Here is a 19,695-nt window from a genome sequence, read left to right on the forward strand (position 1 = left end):
TCCGTGCTGCCGGTCTTCCTCCGGCTCTTGTCAAGGATCGGTCATCATGATGTCCCGCACTTCGTCCACCAACTCCCGTACCGCATCGGCCATTTCCGGCTCGGCCACCCCCTCTCCGGCCGCTTCCCTCGCAGCCTCTCCCGTCGCCTCTCCCGCCCCCTCCCTCCGTACCCCCGACGGCCCCGTGCCGTCCGGCGCGCCCGCCTGGAATCGGCAGCGCGGCAGCGCGATGCCGTTCCACCGCTACCGGCCGGCCCACGAGCGCGTCGAGATCCCGCGCACCGAACGCCACTGGCCCGACGCCCGGATCGAGCGGGCGCCGCTGTGGGTGCCGGTCGATCTGCGCGACGGGAACCAGGCGCTGGCCGAGCCGATGGACACACCCCGCAAGCGCCGGATGTTCGATCTGCTGGTCGCCATGGGGTTCAAGGAGATCGAGGTCGCCTATCCGTCCGCGAGCCGTACGGACTTCGACTTCGTACGGCATCTGGCCGAAAGCGGCGCCGTCCCCGAGGACGTCACCGTCGTCGTCTTCACCCCGGCCCGGCGCGACCTGATAGAGCGCACCTTCGCCGCCATCGAGGGGTTGCCGCGCACCGTCGTGCACCTCTACACCGCCACCGCGCCCACCTGGCGTGAGGTGGTGCTCGGCCGCAGCCGGGACGAGGTGCACGCGCTGGTCCGCGACGCGGCCGCGTACATGGCTCAACTGGCCGCGGCCCGCCCGCAGTCCGATATCCGCTTCCAGTTCTCACCCGAGGTCTTCAACCTCACCGAACCCGATCTCGTCCTGGAGATCTGCAACGGACTGACGCGGCTGTGGGACGCCTCACCGGACCGTCCGGTCATCCACAATCTGCCGGCCACGGTCGAGATCGCCACGCCCAATGTGTACGCCGACCAGATCGCGTACATGCACCGCCATCTGGAGCGCCGCGACGGGGTCGTCCTCTCCGTGCACCCGCACAACGACCGCGGCACGGGCGTGGCCTGCGCCGAACTCGCCATGCTGGCCGGGGCCCAGCGGGTGGAGGGCTGCCTGTTCGGGAACGGCGAGCGCACCGGCAACGTCGATCTGGTCACCCTGGCGCTCAATCTGCACACCCAGGGCGTCGACCCGATGATCGACTTCTCGGACATCGACGCCGTGCGCCGTACGGTCGAGGACTGCATCCGCATCCCCGTCCACGCCCGCCACCCCTACGCCGGCGAACTCGTCCACACCGCCTTCTCGGGTACGCACCAGGACGCCATCAGCAAGGGCCTGGCCCACCATGCCGCACGGGCCGCCGAGTCGGGTGTGCCGCATGCGCAGGCGCCCTGGTCCGTGCCGTATCTGCCGGTGGACCCCGCCGACCTCGGATGCAGCTACGAGGCCGTCATCAGGGTCAACAGCCAGTCGGGCAAGGGTGGGATCGCCCATCTGATGCAGCGCGAGCACGGGCTGGACCTGCCCCGGGCGATGCGGCCGGACTTCTCCCGTACGGTGCAGCGCGCGACCGACGACAGCGGGCAGGAGGTCACGGCGAAGGAGCTGGGGGAGCTGTTCCGGAGCGCCTATCTGGTGCCGGGGACGGACGGTCCGGTGCGGCTCGGTTCCTGGAGCGCCACCGAGCCCGTGCCGGGGGAGCACCGGGTGCGCTGCGAGCTGGACGGGGTGCCGTGCGAGGGCGCCGGGAACGGGCCGCTGGCGGCGTTCTGTGCGGCGCTGGCCGCCGCCGGGCACCCGGCCGACATCGTCGACTACGCCGAGCACGCCCTCGCCGCCGGCCCGCACAGCGAGGCCGTCGCCTATGTGCGGTGCCGCATCGGCGGCGCCATGTACTGGGGCGCGGGCCGGGACACCTCGGTGCTGACGGCTTCGGTGCGGGCCGTGCTGTCGGCGGTCAACCGGGCGGCGGTCGACCGGTCGGTGGCTGTCCAGGAGGCCGTCAGTCGGGAGGCGGTCTCCGGGCGGTAGCGGGCAGCGGTCGGCGGGGGAGCGGGGCGCCGTGGCCGGGGGAGGGGTGAAGGGCGAGCGACAGGCCCAACCGTCCGATTTCGGTCACTGTTCGGCCTGGCCGTCTATGGGCCGTTGGTGACCGTTCGATTACGGTCGATGACGTCCGCTACGGTGCGCTGCGCAAACGCCGGTGGTGCGCCGGGGCGCGGCCGCGGCCGGCTGCTCCGGTCCGTTAGCGGGGTGTTAGCGCCTCGTTAGCGGACCGGCAGTGCCCGGGGTCACGCTGGAAGGAGACGGACCGACCGTGCGCACCCACCACCCCGAGAGGGCGCGCAACCACCAGACGAGGGGGAGACAGAGACCATGTCGCTCACCAGCACCACGCTAGGCCGCGGCCGCCGGGTCGCCGCCGGTTCGCTGATCGCCGTCACGGCGCTCGGCCTCACCGCCTGCCAGAGCGGAACGGACTCCGCGTCCCACTCCTCGTCGGCCTCCGCCTCCGCCACGGCCCACAGCCAGGACTCCGGCCACAGCTCACAGTCGGCCGGCAACGGCATGCGCCCGTCCGGTAGCCAGAGCCGTTCCGCCGGGGCAGCCGGGCCCTCCGCCCAGGCCGGAGGCAAGTCCGCCAGCGGCAAGCCCGGGGCCCCGGGCGCCGCGCAGTCCCATCCCTCGGCGATGACCGCCTCGGACCGCTGCACCGCGGACAACATGTCGCTGCACCTGGGCCGTACGGACATCGGCGCGGGCAATATCCACATCCCGCTGGTCTTCACCAACAAGGGCAAGAAGGCCTGTTCGCTGCGCGGCTTCCCCGGGGTCTCGCTGATCCTGCGCGACGGCTCCACGGTCGGCAAGCCCGCCACCCGCTCGGGCGGCGCGGGCGGCAGCGTCCGCCTCCAGCCCGGGCAGAGCGCACACGCGGTCCTGCACACCGTCAACGACGGTGTCTCCGACACGCCCTGCTGGTCCAACTCGCAGCTGGTCTTCGTCTACCCGCCCGGCTCCAAGAGCTCGATGACCACCGGCAGCGGCGGGCTGCGGGTGTGCGGCGGACAGTTCGATGTCACGGCCGTGGAGCCCGGCTCCCTGGGCTGACACACCAGGGGCAGTACCGGGGCAGTACGTCCACACGCCTCACGGGATCGTGCACCCGTAGGCGGCAGGGGCCACGCCCGGCGGCATACGTCCGCCGGGGCGTGGCCCGCCGTATGTGCAGACCCGCGCCCCGTCGGGGGCCCCTGCCCGCGCGCCACGCACCTGTCACTTGAACGGCCCGCGTGCTCGCGCACGGTGGGGCAGTCGGTGTTACCAAGGGAACCGCACGCCGTCTTGTGCGCCTTCGGGCGCTTTCGTCGCCTGCCCCTGCACCGCCCCTGCCCTGCGCCCCGCGAGGAGGCATCCCCATGGATGCAGCACCTTCGACCGCCGCCGACCGCGCGAAAGCCGACGGGAGCCCGTCCGACGAGGACGCGGCCCCCATTCATGTGCTCTGGATCAACGCGGGCCTGAGCTGCGACGGCGACTCGGTGTCGCTGACCGCGGCCACCCAGCCGAGCATCGAGGAGATCGCGCTCAGCGTGCTGCCCGGCCTGCCCAAGGTCCAGGTCCACTGGCCGCTGATCGACTTCGAATGCGGTCCGACGCAGGGCGCGGACACGTTCATCGAGTGGTTCTTCAAGGGTGAGCGCGGCGAGATCGACCCGTTCGTGCTGGTCGTCGAGGGGTCCATCCCCAATGAGTCGATCAAGCCGGAAGGGTACTGGTGCGGTTTCGGCGACAACCCCGAAACCGGCCAGCCGATCACCACCAGCGAGTGGATCGACCGGCTCGCCCCCAAGGCGCTGGCCGTGGTCGCGATCGGCACCTGTGCCACCTACGGCGGTATCCACGCCATGGCCGGCAACCCCACCGGCGCGATGGGGGTGCCCGACTATCTGGGCTGGGACTGGAAGTCCAAGGCCGGTATTCCCATCGTGTGTGTGCCCGGCTGCCCGATCCAGCCCGACAACTTCTCCGAGACGCTGACCTATCTGCTCTACCAGGCGGCGGGCGCGGCCCCGATGATCCCGCTGGACGACCAGCTGCGGCCCACGTGGCTCTTCGGCGCCACCGTGCACGAGGGCTGTGACCGGGCCGGGTACTACGAGCAGGGCCAGTTCGCCACCAACTACGACTCGCCGGAATGTCTGGTGAAGCTCGGATGCTGGGGCCCCGTGGTCAAATGCAATGTCCCCAAGCGGGGCTGGATGGACGGCATCGGCGGCTGCCCGAACGTCGGCGGTATCTGCATCGCCTGCACCATGCCCGGATTCCCCGACAAGTTCATGCCGTTCATGGACGAGCCGCCGGGCGCCATGGTGTCCGTCACCGCCAGCTCCGCCTACGGCAAGGTCGTCCGCCGGCTGCGCGATATGACCGCCCGGACCGTGGACCACGAACCCAAGTGGCGCCACCGCGGCGGCAAGCTGACCACCGGTTACCGAAAGCCCTGGTGACCGGCTGACCACGAGGCTCGGGGCCCGCCGGTCGCACAGTGGACCGCGCTCCTGACGAAGTGTCAGGCTCCCGACCTCGGGCCTCTTTTGCGCCACCTCGCGACTCCCGAACCCTCCCGTCAGACCCCCCTCCCGCGCGCTACAGAAGGGCACGGCACACACGATGGCACCGAAGACGAAGGCGGCCGGTGACGGCAGCGGTCTGACGGAGATGTCCTGGGATCCGATCACCCGGATCGTGGGCAGCCTCGGCATCCACACCAAGATCGACTTCAAGCAGAAGCGGGTGGCGGAGTGCTACAGCACCTCGTCCGTCTTCCGCGGCTACAGCGTCTTCATGCGCGGCAAGGACCCGCGCGACGCCCACTTCATCACCAGCCGGATCTGCGGAATCTGCGGCGACAACCACGCCACCTGCTCGGTCTACACCCAGAACATGGCCTACGGGGTCAAGCCGCCGCACCTGGGCGAGTGGATCATCAACCTCGGCGAGTCCGCGGAGTTCATGTTCGACCACAACATCTTCCAGGAGAACCTGGTCGGGGTGGACTACTGCGAGAAGATGGTCCGCGAGACCAATCCGGGGGTGTGGGAGCTCGCCCAGCGCACGGAGGCTCCGCACGCCGGCGATCACGGCTATCGGACCATCGCCGACATCATGACCTCCCTCAACCCCATCGAGGGCGAGTTCTACCGCGAGGCGCTCCAGGTCAGCCGCTACACCCGCGAGATGTTCTGTCTGATGGAGGGCCGCCATGTGCACCCCTCCACGCTCTACCCGGGCGGCGTCGGCACCATCGCCAGCGTCCAGCTGTTCACCGACTACATGAGCCGGCTGATGCGCTATGTGGAATTCATGAAGCGCGTCGTACCGCTCCACGACGACCTTTTCGACTTCTTCTACGAGGCGCTGCCCGGCTACGAGCAGGTCGGTCAGCGGCGGGTGCTGCTCGGCTGCTGGGGCGCCCTCAACGACCCCGAGCACTGCGACTTCACCTACCGCAACATGACCAGCTGGGGCCGGAAGATGTTCGTCACCCCGGGCATCATCGTCGACGGCAAACTGGTCACCAACGACCTCACCCAGATCAACCTCGGCATCCGGATCCTGCTCGGCAGCTCCTACTACCAGGACTGGGAAGGCCAGGAGCAGTTCGTCACCCACGACCCGCTCGGCAACCCCGTCGACGCCCGTCACCCCTGGAACCAGCACACCATCCCCGCCCCCCAGAAGCGGGACTTCAACGACAAGTACAGCTGGGTGATGTCGCCGCGCTGGTTCGACGGCAAGGAGCATCTGGCGCTGGACACCGGCGGCGGCCCGCTCGCCCGGCTGTGGTCCACCGCCCTGTCCGGACTCGTCGACGCCCCCTACGTCAAGGCCACCGGCCACAGCGTCGTGATCGACCTGCCGCGCAGCATGACCAAGCCCGAGACCCGCTTCGAATGGAAGATCCCGAAGTGGAGCAACGCGATCGAGCGCAACCGCGCCCGGACCTACTTCCAGGCGTATATGGCCGCCATGGCACTGCACTTCGCGGAGAAGGGCCTGGAGGAGGTCCGCGCCGGACGCACCCAGACCTGGGAGAAGTTCGAGGTCCCGGACGAGTCCATCGGCTGCGGATTCACCGAGGCCGTCCGCGGGGTGCTCTCGCACCATATGGTCATCCGCGACGGCAAGATCGCCAACTACCACCCCTATCCGCCGACCCCCTGGAACGCCAGCACCCGCGACACCTACGGCACCCCGGGCCCGTACGAGGACGCCGTCCAGAACACCCCCATCTTCGAGGAGAACTCCCCGGAGAACTTCAAGGGCATCGACATCATGCGCGCCGTGCGCAGCTTCGACCCGTGTCTGCCCTGCGGGGTGCATATGTACGTCGGCAACGGCACGACCGTGGAGAAGATGCATGTGCCCACCGGTCTGAGCGGACTGGCCGGATGAGCGCCCCGGCCACCGCGCCGGCACCGGACGCCGAGACGACCGGCCGGCGCGTCGAGGAGATCCTGGACCGGCTCGCGGGCGGCGGCGACGACAAGGCCGCCGCTGCCGCGGAGGAACTCGTCCGCGCCCTGATGGACTTCTACGGCGCCGGGCTCGCCCGGATGATGCACCTGATCGGCAAGGGCACCCCGCCGGCCCTGCTCGGCGACGCGATGGTGGCCTCCCTGCTGATGCTGCACGATCTGCACCCCGAGGACCTCACCACCCGGATCGGCCGCGCCCTGGACAGCGTCCGGGCACAGCATCCCGTCGAGATGACCGGCTTCGACGCGGACAGCGGGGCGCTGCGCCTGCGCTCCGCGGCCTCGGGCGGCTGCGGCTGTCCGAGCACGGCGCAGGCCGCCCAACAGGCCGTCGAGCAGGCCCTGTCCTGCTTCGCGCCCGAGGTGGCCTCGGTGCGCCTGGAGCAGGCCGCGGCCGCACCGGAGCCGGCCCTGCTCCAGATCTCCCGCCGCCCGCCGACCGCCGCCCCGGCCTCGTGAGCGCCCGGCCCACCGCGCCCGCGCGCCCCCTCCCGCCCGCCGCCCGGGGCCTGCACAGATTCCGCGTACCGCAGGCACCCGCCCCCGAACGCTGTGAACTGTGCGGCGCACTGCTCGCCGACCACGACCACCGCCACCTCGTCGACACCAAACGCCGCGCCCTGGCATGCGCCTGCACCCCCTGTGCCCTGCTCTTCGAACGGCCCGGCGCGGGCGCCGGGCAGTTCCGTACCGTCCCGGACCGCTATCTCACCGATCCGGACCACACCCTCGACGCCGCGACCTGGGACCTCCTCCAGATCCCCGTCGGCGTCGCCTTCTTCTTGAAGAACACCGACCTCGACCGTCTGGTTGCGCTCTACCCCAGCCCGGCCGGCGCCACCGAGAGCGAACTCGACCCCGGCACCTGGCAGACCGTCCTGGGCACCACCACCCTCGCCCGCCTCCTCGAACCCGATGTGGAGGCCCTGCTGGTGCGCCGCGCGGAGGGCCGGGTCGACTGCTATCTCGTGCCCGTCGACATCTGCTACGAACTCGTCGGCCGGATGCGGCTGCTGTGGCAGGGCTTCGACGGCGGGGCCGAGGCCCGCGCCGCCCTCGACGAATTCTTCGGACGGGTCGCCGTCCGCGCCCGCGCCCCCAGGGAGGACGACCGCCCGTGACCGACCTCTCCTTCGTCTGCACGGGCGTCCGCTCCGATCCGTACGCCGCCGGACCCACCCTCCTGTTCCGGCTGCGCATCACCGCCACCGGTGTGGAGCGCGTGCACGCCATCGCGCTGCGCTGCCAGATCCGTATCGAACCCGCTCGCCGCGGCTACGGCCGGGACGAGGGCGCGGCGCTGACCGACCTCTTCGGCGAACGCGACCGCTGGGGCAGCAGCCTCAACCCCCTCCAGTTCGCCCAGGTTTCCGTCGTCGTCCCCGGTTTCACCGGCGAGACCGAGGTGGACCTGCCCGTCCCGTGCACCGGCGACCTGGACATCGCCGCCACCCGCTACTTCCACGCGCTGGAGGACGGCGAGGCCCCGCTGCGCCTGCTGTTCTCCGGGACGGTGTTCGCGGGACCCGCGGGCTTCCACGTCACACCGGTGCCCTGGGACAAGGAGGCCCAGCTGCGGATGCCGGTCACCGTCTGGCGGGAGATGACCGAAACGCACTTTCCCGGCTGCGGCTGGCTGCGGCTCCCGCGCGAGACCCTCGCGGCGCTGCTCGCCTTCCGGTCGCGCCGCGCCCTGCCGTCCTGGGAGGCGGCCGTCGAGGCGCTGCTCGCCGAGGCCCGCCGCGGCGAACCGCCCCCGCCGCCCCGCCCGTTCGCCCGCCCCGCCACCACGAGAACCGCCACCACGAGCGCCGCCTCCGACCCGGCCGCCCCCGAGAGGACCGCCCCATGACCACCAGCGTCCTGCCCGACACCCTGGCGGCCTCCTTCGCCGCGGCCCGCCGGGTGGCCGACGCGGTGCTCTTCGAAGGCTATGTGCTCTATCCGTACCGCGCCTCCTCGGCCAAGAACCGGCTGCGCTGGCAGTTCGGCGTCCTGGTCCCGCCCGCCTGGGCCACGGCCGGCGGCGAACACTCCCACCAGCGCACCGAATGCCTGATGGAGCCGCGCTCCGGCGCCCGCCTCTCGGCCGAACTGCGGTTCCTGCGGGCCCAGCGCCGCACCGTCCAGCGGCTGCTGCCGGACGGCACCTTCGCCGCCGCCGACGAACTCGCCCTGCCCGACCGGCTCCTGGTCCCCTGGGACGAGGGCGTCGAGGAACGCCTCACCTGCGTCATCGACCTCCCCACACTCCTTGCCGGCCATGACCTCCCGCTCTCCCTCCCCGCCGGCGAGGACACCGAGGACGTCCACGACGCGGACGGTCGGCAGATCGGCCGACTCGTGCGCCGCCGCGCGCCGATCGAGGGACGGCTGCGGCTGACGGCCACCGAACTCGACGGCCCCTACCGCGTGCTGCGGCTGACCGCCACCGTCGAGAACACCAGCACCTGGACCCCCGACGGCCCCGCCGACCGCACGGCCGCGCTGCCCCGCGCCCTGGTGGCCGCCCACCTCCTCCTCGGCCTCGACGCCGGCTCCTTCCTGTCCATGACCGATCCGCCCGAGTGGGCCCGCCCCGCCGTCGCCGACTGCCGCAACGAGCACACCTGGCCCGTACTGGCCGGCGAACCGGGCCACCGCGACGTGGTCCTGTCGTCCCCGATCATCCTGGAGGACCACCCCGCCCTCGCCCCCGAAAGCCCCGGCCCGCTCTACGACTCCCTGGAAATCGACGAGATCCTCACCCTGCGCACCGCCGCCCTCACCGACCAGGAAAAACGCGAGGCACGCGGCACCGATGCGCGCGCCGCCGAGGTCATCGACCTCGCCGACACCATGCCGCCCGAGGTCCTGGAACGGCTGCACGGCGCCGTCCGGGCCCTGCGCGAGGTCACCGGGGAAGGCCCGGCCACACCCGACGACACCCACCCCGACGTGCCCGGGCTGCGCCCCGAAACGCCCTGGTGGGATCCCGAGAGCGACCGCAGCGTCGACCCCGCACGCGACCGCATCACCCTCGACGGCCGTCCGGTCGGCGCCGGGAGCCGGGTACGGCTGCGCCCCGGAAAGCGCCGCACCGACGCCCAGGACCTGTTCCTGCACGGCCGCACCGCACACGTCGAGGCCGTTCTGCACGACGTGGACGGCGGGGTGCACCTCGCGGTCACCGTCGACGGGGACCCCGGCGCCGACATCCGCCGCGAGCAGGGCCGGTTCCTGTATTTCCAGCCCGACGAGATCACCCCCTTGGAGGACGAGTGAGAGCCGACGCCCCGCCCGCCCCCACCAGGACGCTGATCGCCGGCGTCGGCAACATCTTCCTCGGCGACGACGGCTTCGGCATCGAGGCCGTCCGCCGGCTGTCCGCACACCCCCTGCCCGAGCATGTCGAGATCGTCGACGCCGGTATCCGCGGGGTGCATCTGGCCTACCGGATGCTCGACGGCTACCACACCGTGCTCCTGGTGGACGCCACCGCCCGCGGTGGCGCACCCGGCACCGTCTACCTCCTCGACGCCACCGACCCTGCCCCCGCCGCCCCGCACCCCGCCGCGATGGACGCCCACCAGATGACCCCCGACAGCGTGCTCGCCCTGCTCGACACGCTCAGCGCGGGCACCGGCAGCAGCCGCCCGCAGCGCGTCCTGGTCGTCGGCTGCGAACCGGCCGACGTCGAGGAGCGCATGGGGCTGAGCGAGCCGGTCGCCGCCGCCGTCGACGAGGCCGTCGATCTGGTCCTGCGGCTGGTCGGCGGGGCGGAACCGGCCGCGGCCGACCCCCCGCCCACCAGCGCCACCCACCACTGAGAGGAACCCGCACCATGCTCAAGCTCGCCCTCGGCGCCGTTCTCGCCGCCGCGTTCGCCGCCGTCCTGTCCCAGCTGCCCGATCTCAAGCGCTATCTGCGCATGCGGTCCATGTGACAGCCCCGCCCGGGGCCCGCTGCACCGAACGGCGGACGCCGCCGGCCCGCCCCGGCGAGGCACCCCGGACGCCCGGTGGCCGCGCCGTCTAATGGGCCGCGCGGCACCCCCGCGTCCCCCACCGGAGAGAAACCGATGCACGAGATGTCCCTCGCGCTGGCGGTCGTGGACCAGATCGACGGCGCGGCCCGGTTCGAACGGGCCACTTCCGTCAGGAGCGTCCGCCTCCAGGTCGGCGAACTGGCCGGAGTGGTCCCCGACGCCCTCGCCTTCTCCTTCGAACTCGCCTGTACGGGAACGGTGCTGGAGGGCGCGGAGCTGATCACCGAACAGGTCGCCGGCCGCGCCCGCTGCCGCCCCTGCACCCGCACCTGGGCGACGGGCATGCCACCACAGCTGACCTGCCCCGGGTGCGGTGGGGCCGACACCGAGCTGCTGTCCGGCCGCGAACTCCAGATCGTCAGCGTCAGCTGGCACGACGCCCCACAGCACCGACCGACCCACCAGGAGCGCTGACACCATGTGCCGAGTCGTCGATCTCCAGCAGGCCGTCCTCGCCAAGAACGACGCCTGCGCCCGCCTGCTGCGCGAGGACCTGGCGGCCCGGGGCACCGCGGTCGTCAATCTGCTGTCCAGCCCCGGCAGCGGCAAGACCGCCCTCCTGGAGCGTGAACTGACCCTCGCCCGGCGGCGCGGCATCCCCGTCGCGGCGCTCACCGCCGACCTCGCCACCGAGAACGACGCCACCCGCCTGGCCCGCTCCGGCGCGCCCGTCAAACAGGTCCTCACCGACGGGCTGTGCCATCTGGAGGCCGGGATGCTCGGCGGGCACCTCGACGGCTGGCTGCCCCAGGACACCCGGCTGCTGTTCATCGAGAACGTCGGAAACCTGGTCTGCCCGGCCTCCTACGACCTCGGCGAGACCCTGCGGGTGGTCCTCGCCTCGGTCACCGAAGGCGAGGACAAACCGCTCAAGTACCCCACCGCCTTCGGACTGGCCCATCTGGTCGTGGTGACCAAAACCGATATCGCCGCGGCCGTCGGATTCGACGAGGCCGCCTTCCGCGCGCACGTCGAACAGATCAACCCCGGCGTGGAGATCGTGTGCACCTCGGCCCGGCGCGGCGAGGGAGACGGCGCACTGCTGGACCGTGCGCTCGCCGCCCGCGACGGCGCCCCCGTGCACGTCCCCGTGATGACCCGGCAGCACCACCACCCCGAGCCCGCCTCCGTGCTCGACCCCAACTCGCTGGCGCAGAGCCGGTCATGACGGTACGGCAGGCCGATGCCGCGACGACGGAGGCCGTCCCGGCGCCGTCCGCCCCCGCGCAGAAGGCCGCCGTACGGTGCCGGATCACCGTGCGCGGGGTCGTCCAGGGCGTGGGATTCCGGCCGTTCGTCCACGCCCTCGCCACCGAACTCGGCCTGACCGGGCAGGTGACCAACACCCCCGACGGCGTCGTCGCCGAGGCCGAGGGCCCGCCCGCCGCCGTCGCCCGCTTCACCGCACGTATCCGCGATGACGCGCCCCCGCTCGCCGTGGTGGAGACCGCCGACGCCCTCGACATCCCCGTCACCGGCGGCACCGGCTTCGCCATCCGCCCCTCCCGCGCCGGCGGCCCCTCCCGCACCCTGGTCGCCCCGGACGCCGCCACCTGCGACGCCTGCCTCGCCGAACTGCGCGACCCCGCCGACCGCCGCTACCGCCACCCCTTCCTCACCTGCACCCACTGCGGCCCCCGCTTCACCATCGTCACGGCGCTGCCCTACGACCGCGCCACGACGACCATGGCCCGCTTCCCCATGTGCCCCCGCTGCGCCCACGAATACGCCGACCCCGCCGACCGCCGCTTCCACGCCCAGCCCATCGCCTGCCACGACTGCGGCCCCCGGCTCCGCCTGACCGGCGTGGACCCCCACCCCGGCGACGACCCGGTCACCGCCACCCGCCGACTCCTCGCCGACGGCGCCGTCGTCGCCGTCAAGGGCCTCGGCGGCTACCACCTCGTCTGCGACGCGACCGACGACGACGCCGTCACCCGGCTGCGCCACCGCAAGGCCCGCGGCGACAAACCCTTCGCCCTGATGGCACGTCAACTCTCCGACGTGGAAGGGCTGGTGTACCTATCTGAGGCCGAACGCGCGCTGCTCACCGGCCCCGCCCGGCCCATCGTCCTGCTGCGCCGCCGCACCCCGCACGGCGCCGCCGCCCTCTCGCCCGCCGTCGCCCCCGGCAGCCCCGACCTGGGTGTGATGCTTCCCTACACCCCCCTCCACCACCTGCTCCTCGGCCTCCCCGGCGATCCTCCCGGGCCCGCTCTGCTCGTGATGACCAGCGGCAACACCTCCGGCGAGCCCATCGTCACCGACGACGACGAGGCCCTGCGCCGGCTCGCGCACCTGGCCGACGCCTGGCTCATCCACGACCGCCCCATCCAGGTTCCCTGCGACGACTCGGTCGTGCGCCTCTGCGACGGCGAGCCGCTCTTCGTACGGCGCTCCCGCGGCCACGCGCCGTTCCCGGTGACCCTCCCCGTCCCCGTACGGCCCGCGCTCGCGACCGGCGGCGATCTGAAGAACGTGCTGTGCCTGGGGGAGGGGCGCCGGGCATGGCTGTCCGCCCACATCGGCGATATGGACGACCTGGCGACCCAGCAGGCGTTCCACCGGGCCGAGGAGCATCTCGAAACGGTCACCGGCGTACGCCCCGAACTGCTCGCCGCCGACCGGCACCCCGGCTACCGCTCCACCCAATGGGCTCGACGACACGCCGGAGAGCGGCAGGTGGTCCACGTCCAGCACCACCACGCCCATGTCGCCGCCGCCATGGCCGAACACGGCCTCGACGGCAGCCGCCCCGTGATCGGCGTCGCCTTCGACGGCACCGGCTACGGCGACGACGGCGCGATCTGGGGCGGCGAGGTCCTGCTCGCCGACTACGACGGATACCGCCGCTTCGGCCATCTGCGCTACGCCCCGCTGCCCGGCGGCGATGCCACCGTCCGCCGCCCCTACCGGATGGCCCTGGCGCAGCTGCACGCCGCCGGAATCGATGCCGCCGCGGATCTGCCCCCGGTCGCGGCCTGCCCGCCCGACGAACGACGGCTCCTGCACCAACAGCTCCGGCGCGGCCTGAACTGCGTGCCCACCTCCAGCATGGGCCGCCTCTTCGACGCCGTCTCCTCCCTGGCCGGGGTGTGCCACCACGCCGGATACGAGGCCCAAGCCGCCCTCGCCCTGGAGACGGCGGCCCTGACCGCGGCCGACGAGGACCACGGCCCCGGCTACGCCTTCGCCCTCGACGCCGCCGACCCCGCCGCGCCCGCTGTCGCCGACCCCGCCCCCGTCCTCGCCGCCGTCCTCGCGGACCTGCGCGCGGGTGTCGCCCCGGCGCTGATCGCGGCCCGCTTCCACACCGCGGTCGCCGCCCTCGTCCACCGCTGGTGCCTACTGGCCCGCGCCCGCGCCGGGCTGCACACCGTAGCCCTGACCGGCGGCGTCTTCGCCAACACCCTGCTGGCCGCCACCACCGCCCGGCTGCTGCGCGCCGACGGCCTCACCGTCCTGCGGCACCGCCGCGTCCCGCCCAACGACGGGGGGCTGGCCCTCGGCCAACTCGTCATCGCCGCCCGCCGGGCCGACGGACCCGACTGAGCGCGGCACGGGCCCGTCACGACCGCCGGGCCCCGCGCGACGGCATCCAAGACCGTACGCACGACAGTCCGCACCCACGACAGACCGTACCCACGAACGCACCCACGACGAGGAGAGACCCATGTGCCTGGCGGTACCCGGCAAGGTGGTGGACATCGAGGAACGGGACGGCACCCGGATGGCCACCGTCGACTTCGGCGGCGTGGTCAAGGAGGTCTGCCTGGAGTACGTACCCGACCTGGCGGTGGGCGAGTACGCCATCGTCCACGTCGGCTTCGCGCTCCAGCGCCTCGACGAGGAATCGGCCCGGCAGACCCTCGCCCTCTTCGAGGAACTCGGGCTGCTCCAGGAGGAGTTCGGCGACCCCTGGGAAGCGGCCGCCGCGGAGGCGGGCACGGTCCCCGGGCCCGCCGTGAAGGACGAAGCGCAGGAGGCGCAGCGGTGAAGTACATCGACGAGTTCCAGGACCCCGAACTGGCCCGGCGGCTGCTGGACGACATCCATGCCACGGCGACCCGGCCCTGGGCCCTGATGGAGGTCTGCGGCGGCCAGACCCATACCATCATCCGCCACGGGATCGACCAACTCCTGCCGGACACCGTGGAGTTGATCCACGGCCCCGGATGCCCCGTCTGCGTCACCCCGCTCGAGGTCATCGACAAGGCCCTGGAGATCGCCGCCCGCCCCGACGTCATCTTCTGCTCCTTCGGGGACATGCTCCGCGTCCCCGGCACCGACCGCGACCTGTTCCGCGTCCGCAGCGAGGGCGGCGACGTCCGCGTCGTCTACTCCCCGCTCGACGCCCTCAAGATCGCCCGGCAGAACCCCGACCGCGAGGTGGTGTTCTTCGGCATCGGCTTCGAAACCACCGCGCCGCCCAACGCCATGACGGTCTATCAGGCGCGCAAGCACCGCATCCCCAACTTCAGCCTGCTGGTCTCCCACGTCCGCGTGCCGCCCGCCATCGAAGCGATCATGACCTCGCCGAGCTGTCGCGTCCAGGCGTTCCTCGCCGCCGGGCATGTGTGCAGCGTCATGGGCATGGACGAATACCCCGCCCTCGCCGAACGCTTCCGCGTCCCCATCGTCGTCACCGGCTTCGAACCGCTCGACCTCCTCGAAGGCATCCGCCGCACCGTCCGCCAGCTCGAACGCGGTGAGCACACCGTCGACAACGCCTACCCGCGCGCCGTACGCGCCGGCGGCAACCCCGCCGCCCGCGCCATGCTCGACGACGTCTTCGAGGTCACCGACCGCGCCTGGCGCGGCATCGGCACCATCCCCGACAGCGGCTGGCGGCTGTCCGCCCGCTACCGCGACTTCGACGCCGAACACCGCTTCTCCGTCGAGAACATCGCCACCCGCGAACCCGCCGCCTGCCGCAGCGGCGAGGTCCTGCAAGGCCAGATCAAACCGCACCAGTGCGAAGCCTTCGGCACCACCTGCACCCCGCGCACCCCGCTCGGCGCCACCATGGTCTCCAGTGAAGGGGCCTGCGCCGCCTACTACCTCTACCGCCGACTCGGCGTCACCCCCACCAAACTGGAGGCGAGCCCCGTTGCCTGAGCCCACCCTGGACGTCACCGGCTGGACCTGCCCCGCCCCGCTGCGCGAGACGCCCCGCATCGTCATGGGACACGGCGGCGGCGGCGCCCTGTCCGCCGAACTCGTCCAGCAGATCTTCGCCCCGGCCTTCGGCGGCGACATCCTCGCCCAGCTCGGCGACAGCGCCGCCCTCACCCTCGGCGGGGTGCGCCTGGCCTTCTCGACCGACTCCTACGTCGTACGCCCGCTGTTCTTCCCCGGCGGCAGCATCGGCGACCTCGCCGTCAACGGCACCGTCAACGACCTCGCCATGAGCGGCGCCCGCGCCGCCTACCTCTCCTGCGGATTCATCCTGGAAGAGGGCATCGAGACGTCCGTCCTCGCCCGCGTCGCCGAAGCGATGGGCGCGGCCGCCCGCGTCGCCCGCGTCGAAGTGGCCACCGGTGACACCAAGGTCGTCGAGGCCGGCCACGGGGACGGCATCTACCTCAACACCGCCGGTATCGGACTGATCCCGGCCGACGTCGACCTGCGCCCCCAGCGCGTCGTCCCGGGCGATGTGGTCATCGTCAGCGGCGATATCGGCGTCCACGGCGTGGCGATCATGAGCGTCCGCGAAGGGCTCGAATTCGGCGTCGAGATCGAAAGCGACTGCGCGGCGCTCGGCGGCCTGGTCGAGACCATGCTTGCCGTCACGCCCGATCTGCACGCCCTGCGCGACCCCACCCGCGGCGGACTGGCCGCCGCCCTCAACGAGATCGCCGCCGCCTCCGGCACCGGCATCGCCCTCCAGGAACGCGCGGTCCCGATCCCTCCCACCGTCAGCAACGCCTGCGCCATCCTCGGCCTCGACCCGATGTACGTCGCCAACGAAGGCAAACTGGTCGCCTTCGTCCCCCGCGCCCACGCCGACGCCGTCCTGGACGCCATGCAGGCCCACCCCCTGGGGGCCGGAGCCGCGGTCATCGGCGAGGTCGTCGAGGCCCACCCCGGCATGGTCGTGGCGCACACCGCGCTCGGCGGGACACGGGTGGTCGATCTGCCGGTGGGGGAGCAGCTGCCGCGGATCTGCTGAGGGAGTGTCAGAGGGGCGTCACAGGAAGGGTGGTGTCATAGGAGCGGTGCCTTCCGCCGGGGCCTGTCCGACCGTCGGGCAGGCCCTGGCCGGGGGTGACGGGAACGGTCACGCCCGCTGACCTCTCCGCTCACGGCGGCTACGGTGTCGGGCTATGAGCGAGCGCAGCGAACGCATCATCAAAGGGTGCGCGCCGAGCGCATGCGAAGCCGGGCGAAGCGTGGGGGTGCCCCCGGCCGGAGACCGGGGGAGTTTCGGCATGAGCCGCCTGACGATCGCGATGCACTTTGTGCGGGCCGCGCTGAGCGGCGCCCGGCGCCGCGGTATCGACACCGTGCCGCTGCTCCAGACCGCCCGGATCCCGCCCCTCCTGCTGGCCGACGACCGCGCCCGGGTCACCCCCGAACAGTTCACCCGCCTGATCAAGGCCCTGCACCACGCCACCGACGACGAGTTCCTGGGCCTGGGCCCGCACCCCAGCCGCCGCGGCACCTTCGCGATGATGTGTCACGCCTGCCTGGGTTGCCACGACCTCGGCGCCGCCCTGGAGCGCGCGGCACGCTTCTACGCCCTCTTCCCCGGCGGACCCGAGATGGCCGTCACCTTACGCACCGGCCCGGGCGGCACCCCCGAGGCCGTCTTCTCCGTGCGCAACGACCTGCGCCCCTACGACCACGGCCAGTTCCTCGCCGAATGCATCCTGATCATCTGGCACCGGCTCGCCGGCTGGCTGATCGGCCGGCGCATCCCACTGCACTGGGCGCAGTTCGCCCACCCGGAGCCGCCCCATGCCCCCGAGTACGCCGTGCTGTTCGGCTGCCCGGTGGAGTTCGGCGCCCGCCGCACCGCGGCGGGCTGGGACCCGCACTGGCTGGCCGCGCCCGTCGTACGGGACGAGGCCGCGCTGACCGCGATGCTGCGGCGGGCGCCGGCCGATCTGCTCAGCCGGCGCGACTGGGGCACCACCGTCGCCGAACAGGTGCGGCGCACCCTCGACCGGGCCCTGCGCGCCCCCTCCCCGGCGCGGCTGCCGGAGGCCGCCGAGGTCGCGGCCCGGCTCGCGGTCAGCCCGGCGACGCTGAGGCGACGGCTCCAGGCGGAGGGCACCTCGTACCGGCATCTGAAGGACGCCGTACGCCGCGAAGCGGCCATCAGCGCGCTCACCGCCGGACACGAGCCGATCGCCGAACTCGCCGCCCGTATGGGCTTCTCGGAGGACACCGCCTTCCTCCGCGCCTTCCGCCGCTGGACGGGCACCACCCCGGGGGCCTTCCGCGCGGACGGAGGCGCCGCACACGGCACGGCCCCGCTGTGAGACACCGGGTCAACGAAGCTGAGCGTCCCGGTCAGCGCGCTCCTTACCCACGCGTCAGTACGGTCGCCCCAACCACCCCGGCACTGACGTCAGTTGGGAGAGCCGTATGCACCCTCGCTCCAGCGCACTCACCGCCGTCGCCGCCCTGACCCTGGCGCTCGGCCTGTCCGGCAGCAGCGCCGCCGCCGGTAGCACGGTCGCCGACCGCCCCGCCGCCGACCGCCCCGGCGACCTCGTCTCGTCGTCCCCCACCTCCTTCCACCCGCTGCCCGGCCAGCCGACCAACACCCGTGCCTGGCACATCACCTACCGTTCCACCACCGCCAAGGGCACCCCCAACACCGTCTCCGGAACGGTCATCGTCCCCAAGGACGGACACACCGGACCCCGCCCCCTGATCACCTACGCCGTCGGCACCGTCGGGCTCGCCGACGCGTGCGCGCCCTCGGCCGGCTTCCCCAAGGGCACCACCATGGAGGCCAACCTCATCCAGCAGCTCACCGCCCGCGGCTGGGCGGTCGCGGTCACCGACTACGAGGGCCTGGGCACGCCCGGAGACCACACCTACACCGTCGGACGCGCCGAAGGGCAGGCCGTCCTCGACGCCGCCCGCGCCGCCCAACGGCTCCCCGAAGCGGCCGCGTCGGGCGTCACCCGCACCTCACCCGTCGGCATCATGGGCTACTCCCAGGGCGGCCAGGCCACCAGCTGGGCCGCCGAACTGCACCGCTCCTACGCGCCCGAGCTCCAGGTCAAGGGCACCGCCACCGGTGGCGTGCCCGCCGATCTGCGCAAGGTCGCCGACTACAACAACGGGAGCATCGGCGCCGGTCTGATCCTGATGGCCGCCGTCGGCCAGAACGCCGCCTTCCCCGAACTGCACCTGGACTCCTACCTCAACGACAAGGGCCGGCACTACGTCGACTTCATGAAGAAGAACTGCGTGGCCGCGGACACCGTCGCCGGCCTCTTCAAGCGCATCTCCGACGTCACCGTCAGGAACCCGCTGGACGAGCCGGACTGGCAGGCGCGGCTGCGCGCCTCCGACCTGGGCACCCGCACCCCGGACGCCCCGGTGTACCTCTACCACGGCACCGCCGACGAGCTGATCCCGTACGCCGTCGGCAGGCAACTCCGCGCCGACTGGTGCGCGAGGGGCGCGACCGTCCAGTGGACGCCCCTCCCGCTCGGCGAACACGTCCTCGGTGCGATCGTCGGCGCGACCCCGGCCGCCGACTGGCTCGGCGACCGCTTCGCCGGCAAGCCGACCTCCGGCAACTGCGCCTGACCCGACCCGGCGGCGGGGCGCACCCCGCTCTGTCTGCCCCGCCCCCGGTTGCCCCGCCCGCCCCGCTTCCCCGTTCCCCCGAATGGCCTACACGGGCCCGGTCCCCGCGCGACAGCGCCCGCCCGCGCTCCTACCGTCGGGCCTGTGACCTGCATAGACACCGAAAGCACAGCCGTGGACGCGGCGGCGGACGGTTCGGCGGGCCCGCAGGGTCCGCCCGGGATCGAGGTGCCGCTGCGGATCGACCGGGGACATGCCGAGCCCGAGGAGCTCGCGGCGCTCACCGTCATCCTGGGCGCCCGTCTCGTCGGGCTCCGGCTCCGGGAGGAACACCGCCGACGGCGGGAGGCCGACCAGCAGCACATCGTCCGCGAGCCGCCCTGCGCCTGCTGGGCGGGGTGCTGGTGCTGCGGCTGAGCCGC

Annotated in this window: 19 protein-coding genes; all 19 read left to right on the forward strand. The window is 72.6% G+C overall.

Annotated elements, in window-relative coordinates:
• The first annotated feature begins 46 nt into the window (after nucleotides 1–46).
• The 19 genes from B1H19_RS36960 (at nucleotide 47) to B1H19_RS39395 (ending at nucleotide 19,690) form a co-directional block, all read left to right on the forward strand.
• A complete protein-coding gene (locus B1H19_RS36960) occupies nucleotides 47–1,960 on the forward strand; it encodes a 2-isopropylmalate synthase (RefSeq protein WP_418361498.1) in 1,914 nt (637 codons plus the stop codon).
• A 345-nt stretch (nucleotides 1,961–2,305) separates the two neighbouring features.
• A complete protein-coding gene (locus tag B1H19_RS36965) occupies nucleotides 2,306–3,040 on the forward strand; it encodes a DUF4232 domain-containing protein (RefSeq protein ID WP_083109215.1) in 735 nt (244 codons plus the stop codon).
• Nucleotides 3,041–3,348: 308 nt separating this feature from the next.
• Nucleotides 3,349–4,440, forward strand: coding sequence for an NADH-quinone oxidoreductase subunit B family protein (locus B1H19_RS36970; protein ID WP_083109216.1), 1,092 nt, complete (start codon nucleotides 3,349–3,351; stop codon nucleotides 4,438–4,440).
• A gap of 163 nt (nucleotides 4,441–4,603) precedes the next feature.
• Nucleotides 4,604–6,388 carry a nickel-dependent hydrogenase large subunit gene (locus B1H19_RS36975; protein ID WP_083109217.1) on the forward strand — a complete coding sequence of 595 codons (1,785 nt, stop codon included), beginning with the start codon at nucleotides 4,604–4,606 and terminating at the stop codon, nucleotides 6,386–6,388.
• Entirely contained in the window at nucleotides 6,385–6,930 is a 546-nt protein-coding gene (locus B1H19_RS36980; protein ID WP_083109218.1) for a hypothetical protein, read from the forward strand. Before B1H19_RS36975 ends, B1H19_RS36980 begins: the two co-directional genes overlap by 4 nt.
• On the forward strand, nucleotides 6,927–7,592 hold the full coding sequence (locus B1H19_RS36985) for a DUF5947 family protein (protein ID WP_083109219.1): 666 nt from the start codon (nucleotides 6,927–6,929) through the stop codon (nucleotides 7,590–7,592). Before B1H19_RS36980 ends, B1H19_RS36985 begins: the two co-directional genes overlap by 4 nt.
• Nucleotides 7,589–8,323, forward strand: coding sequence for a DUF6084 family protein (locus tag B1H19_RS36990; RefSeq protein WP_237289723.1), 735 nt, complete (start codon nucleotides 7,589–7,591; stop codon nucleotides 8,321–8,323). The genes B1H19_RS36985 and B1H19_RS36990 overlap by 4 nt, the downstream gene beginning before the upstream one ends.
• The gene (locus B1H19_RS36995) at nucleotides 8,320–9,735 is read left to right on the forward strand and encodes a hypothetical protein (RefSeq protein ID WP_083109220.1); all 1,416 of its coding nucleotides are present in this window, start codon (nucleotides 8,320–8,322) and stop codon (nucleotides 9,733–9,735) included. The genes B1H19_RS36990 and B1H19_RS36995 overlap by 4 nt, the downstream gene beginning before the upstream one ends.
• Complete coding sequence (locus tag B1H19_RS37000; RefSeq protein WP_083109221.1) at nucleotides 9,732–10,280, forward strand: hydrogenase maturation protease; 549 nt, start codon at nucleotides 9,732–9,734, stop codon at nucleotides 10,278–10,280. Before B1H19_RS36995 ends, B1H19_RS37000 begins: the two co-directional genes overlap by 4 nt.
• Nucleotides 10,281–10,294: 14 nt before the next feature.
• The gene (locus B1H19_RS40945; protein ID WP_418361499.1) at nucleotides 10,295–10,396 is read left to right on the forward strand and encodes a DUF6893 family small protein; all 102 of its coding nucleotides are present in this window, start codon (nucleotides 10,295–10,297) and stop codon (nucleotides 10,394–10,396) included.
• Nucleotides 10,397–10,531: 135 nt separating this feature from the next.
• Entirely contained in the window at nucleotides 10,532–10,912 is a 381-nt protein-coding gene (locus B1H19_RS37005) for a hydrogenase maturation nickel metallochaperone HypA/HybF (protein WP_083109222.1), read from the forward strand.
• Between the two features lie 4 nt (nucleotides 10,913–10,916).
• Complete coding sequence (gene hypB / locus B1H19_RS37010) at nucleotides 10,917–11,666, forward strand: hydrogenase nickel incorporation protein HypB (RefSeq protein WP_083109223.1); 750 nt, start codon at nucleotides 10,917–10,919, stop codon at nucleotides 11,664–11,666.
• Nucleotides 11,663–14,050 (forward strand): carbamoyltransferase HypF, encoded by a 2,388-nt coding sequence (hypF, locus tag B1H19_RS37015; protein WP_083109224.1) that lies wholly within the window; start codon nucleotides 11,663–11,665, stop codon nucleotides 14,048–14,050. The genes hypB and hypF overlap by 4 nt, the downstream gene beginning before the upstream one ends.
• A 121-nt stretch (nucleotides 14,051–14,171) precedes the next feature.
• The gene (locus B1H19_RS37020; RefSeq protein ID WP_083109225.1) at nucleotides 14,172–14,495 is read left to right on the forward strand and encodes a HypC/HybG/HupF family hydrogenase formation chaperone; all 324 of its coding nucleotides are present in this window, start codon (nucleotides 14,172–14,174) and stop codon (nucleotides 14,493–14,495) included.
• On the forward strand, nucleotides 14,492–15,616 hold the full coding sequence (gene hypD, locus B1H19_RS37025) for a hydrogenase formation protein HypD (protein ID WP_083109226.1): 1,125 nt from the start codon (nucleotides 14,492–14,494) through the stop codon (nucleotides 15,614–15,616). The genes B1H19_RS37020 and hypD overlap by 4 nt, the downstream gene beginning before the upstream one ends.
• Complete coding sequence (gene hypE / locus B1H19_RS37030; RefSeq protein WP_083109227.1) at nucleotides 15,609–16,670, forward strand: hydrogenase expression/formation protein HypE; 1,062 nt, start codon at nucleotides 15,609–15,611, stop codon at nucleotides 16,668–16,670. Before hypD ends, hypE begins: the two co-directional genes overlap by 8 nt.
• A gap of 259 nt (nucleotides 16,671–16,929) precedes the next feature.
• Complete coding sequence (locus B1H19_RS37035; RefSeq protein ID WP_083109228.1) at nucleotides 16,930–17,985, forward strand: AraC family transcriptional regulator; 1,056 nt, start codon at nucleotides 16,930–16,932, stop codon at nucleotides 17,983–17,985.
• 106 nt (nucleotides 17,986–18,091) lie between these two features.
• Complete coding sequence (locus B1H19_RS37040; protein ID WP_083109229.1) at nucleotides 18,092–19,273, forward strand: lipase family protein; 1,182 nt, start codon at nucleotides 18,092–18,094, stop codon at nucleotides 19,271–19,273.
• Between the two features lie 144 nt (nucleotides 19,274–19,417).
• A complete protein-coding gene (locus tag B1H19_RS39395; RefSeq protein WP_203237299.1) occupies nucleotides 19,418–19,690 on the forward strand; it encodes an acyl-CoA carboxylase epsilon subunit in 273 nt (90 codons plus the stop codon).
• Nucleotides 19,691–19,695: the final 5 nt, after the last annotated feature.

The organism is Streptomyces gilvosporeus (genome assembly GCF_002082195.1).
GTDB lineage: Bacteria > Actinomycetota > Actinomycetes > Streptomycetales > Streptomycetaceae > Streptomyces > Streptomyces gilvosporeus.

Excerpts from the sequence above, each read along its gene's own strand:
- B1H19_RS36995 (WP_083109220.1), top strand. The coding sequence starts at position 8,320 with ATGACCACCAGCGTCCTGCCCGACACCCTGGCGGCCTCCTTCGCCGCG.
- B1H19_RS36965 (WP_083109215.1), top strand. The coding sequence starts at position 2,306 with ATGTCGCTCACCAGCACCACGCTAGGCCGCGGCCGCCGGGTCGCCGCC.
- B1H19_RS37020 (WP_083109225.1), top strand. The coding sequence starts at position 14,172 with ATGTGCCTGGCGGTACCCGGCAAGGTGGTGGACATCGAGGAACGGGAC.
- B1H19_RS40945 (WP_418361499.1), top strand. The coding sequence starts at position 10,295 with ATGCTCAAGCTCGCCCTCGGCGCCGTTCTCGCCGCCGCGTTCGCCGCC.
- B1H19_RS37040 (WP_083109229.1), top strand. The coding sequence starts at position 18,092 with ATGCACCCTCGCTCCAGCGCACTCACCGCCGTCGCCGCCCTGACCCTG.
- B1H19_RS36970 (WP_083109216.1), top strand. The coding sequence starts at position 3,349 with ATGGATGCAGCACCTTCGACCGCCGCCGACCGCGCGAAAGCCGACGGG.
- B1H19_RS37005 (WP_083109222.1), top strand. The coding sequence starts at position 10,532 with ATGCACGAGATGTCCCTCGCGCTGGCGGTCGTGGACCAGATCGACGGC.
- hypF (WP_083109224.1), top strand. The coding sequence starts at position 11,663 with ATGACGGTACGGCAGGCCGATGCCGCGACGACGGAGGCCGTCCCGGCG.
- B1H19_RS36975 (WP_083109217.1), top strand. The coding sequence starts at position 4,604 with ATGGCACCGAAGACGAAGGCGGCCGGTGACGGCAGCGGTCTGACGGAG.
- B1H19_RS36960 (WP_418361498.1), top strand. The coding sequence starts at position 47 with ATGATGTCCCGCACTTCGTCCACCAACTCCCGTACCGCATCGGCCATT.
- hypB (WP_083109223.1), top strand. The coding sequence starts at position 10,917 with ATGTGCCGAGTCGTCGATCTCCAGCAGGCCGTCCTCGCCAAGAACGAC.
- B1H19_RS37035 (WP_083109228.1), top strand. The coding sequence starts at position 16,930 with ATGAGCCGCCTGACGATCGCGATGCACTTTGTGCGGGCCGCGCTGAGC.
- B1H19_RS36980 (WP_083109218.1), top strand. The coding sequence starts at position 6,385 with ATGAGCGCCCCGGCCACCGCGCCGGCACCGGACGCCGAGACGACCGGC.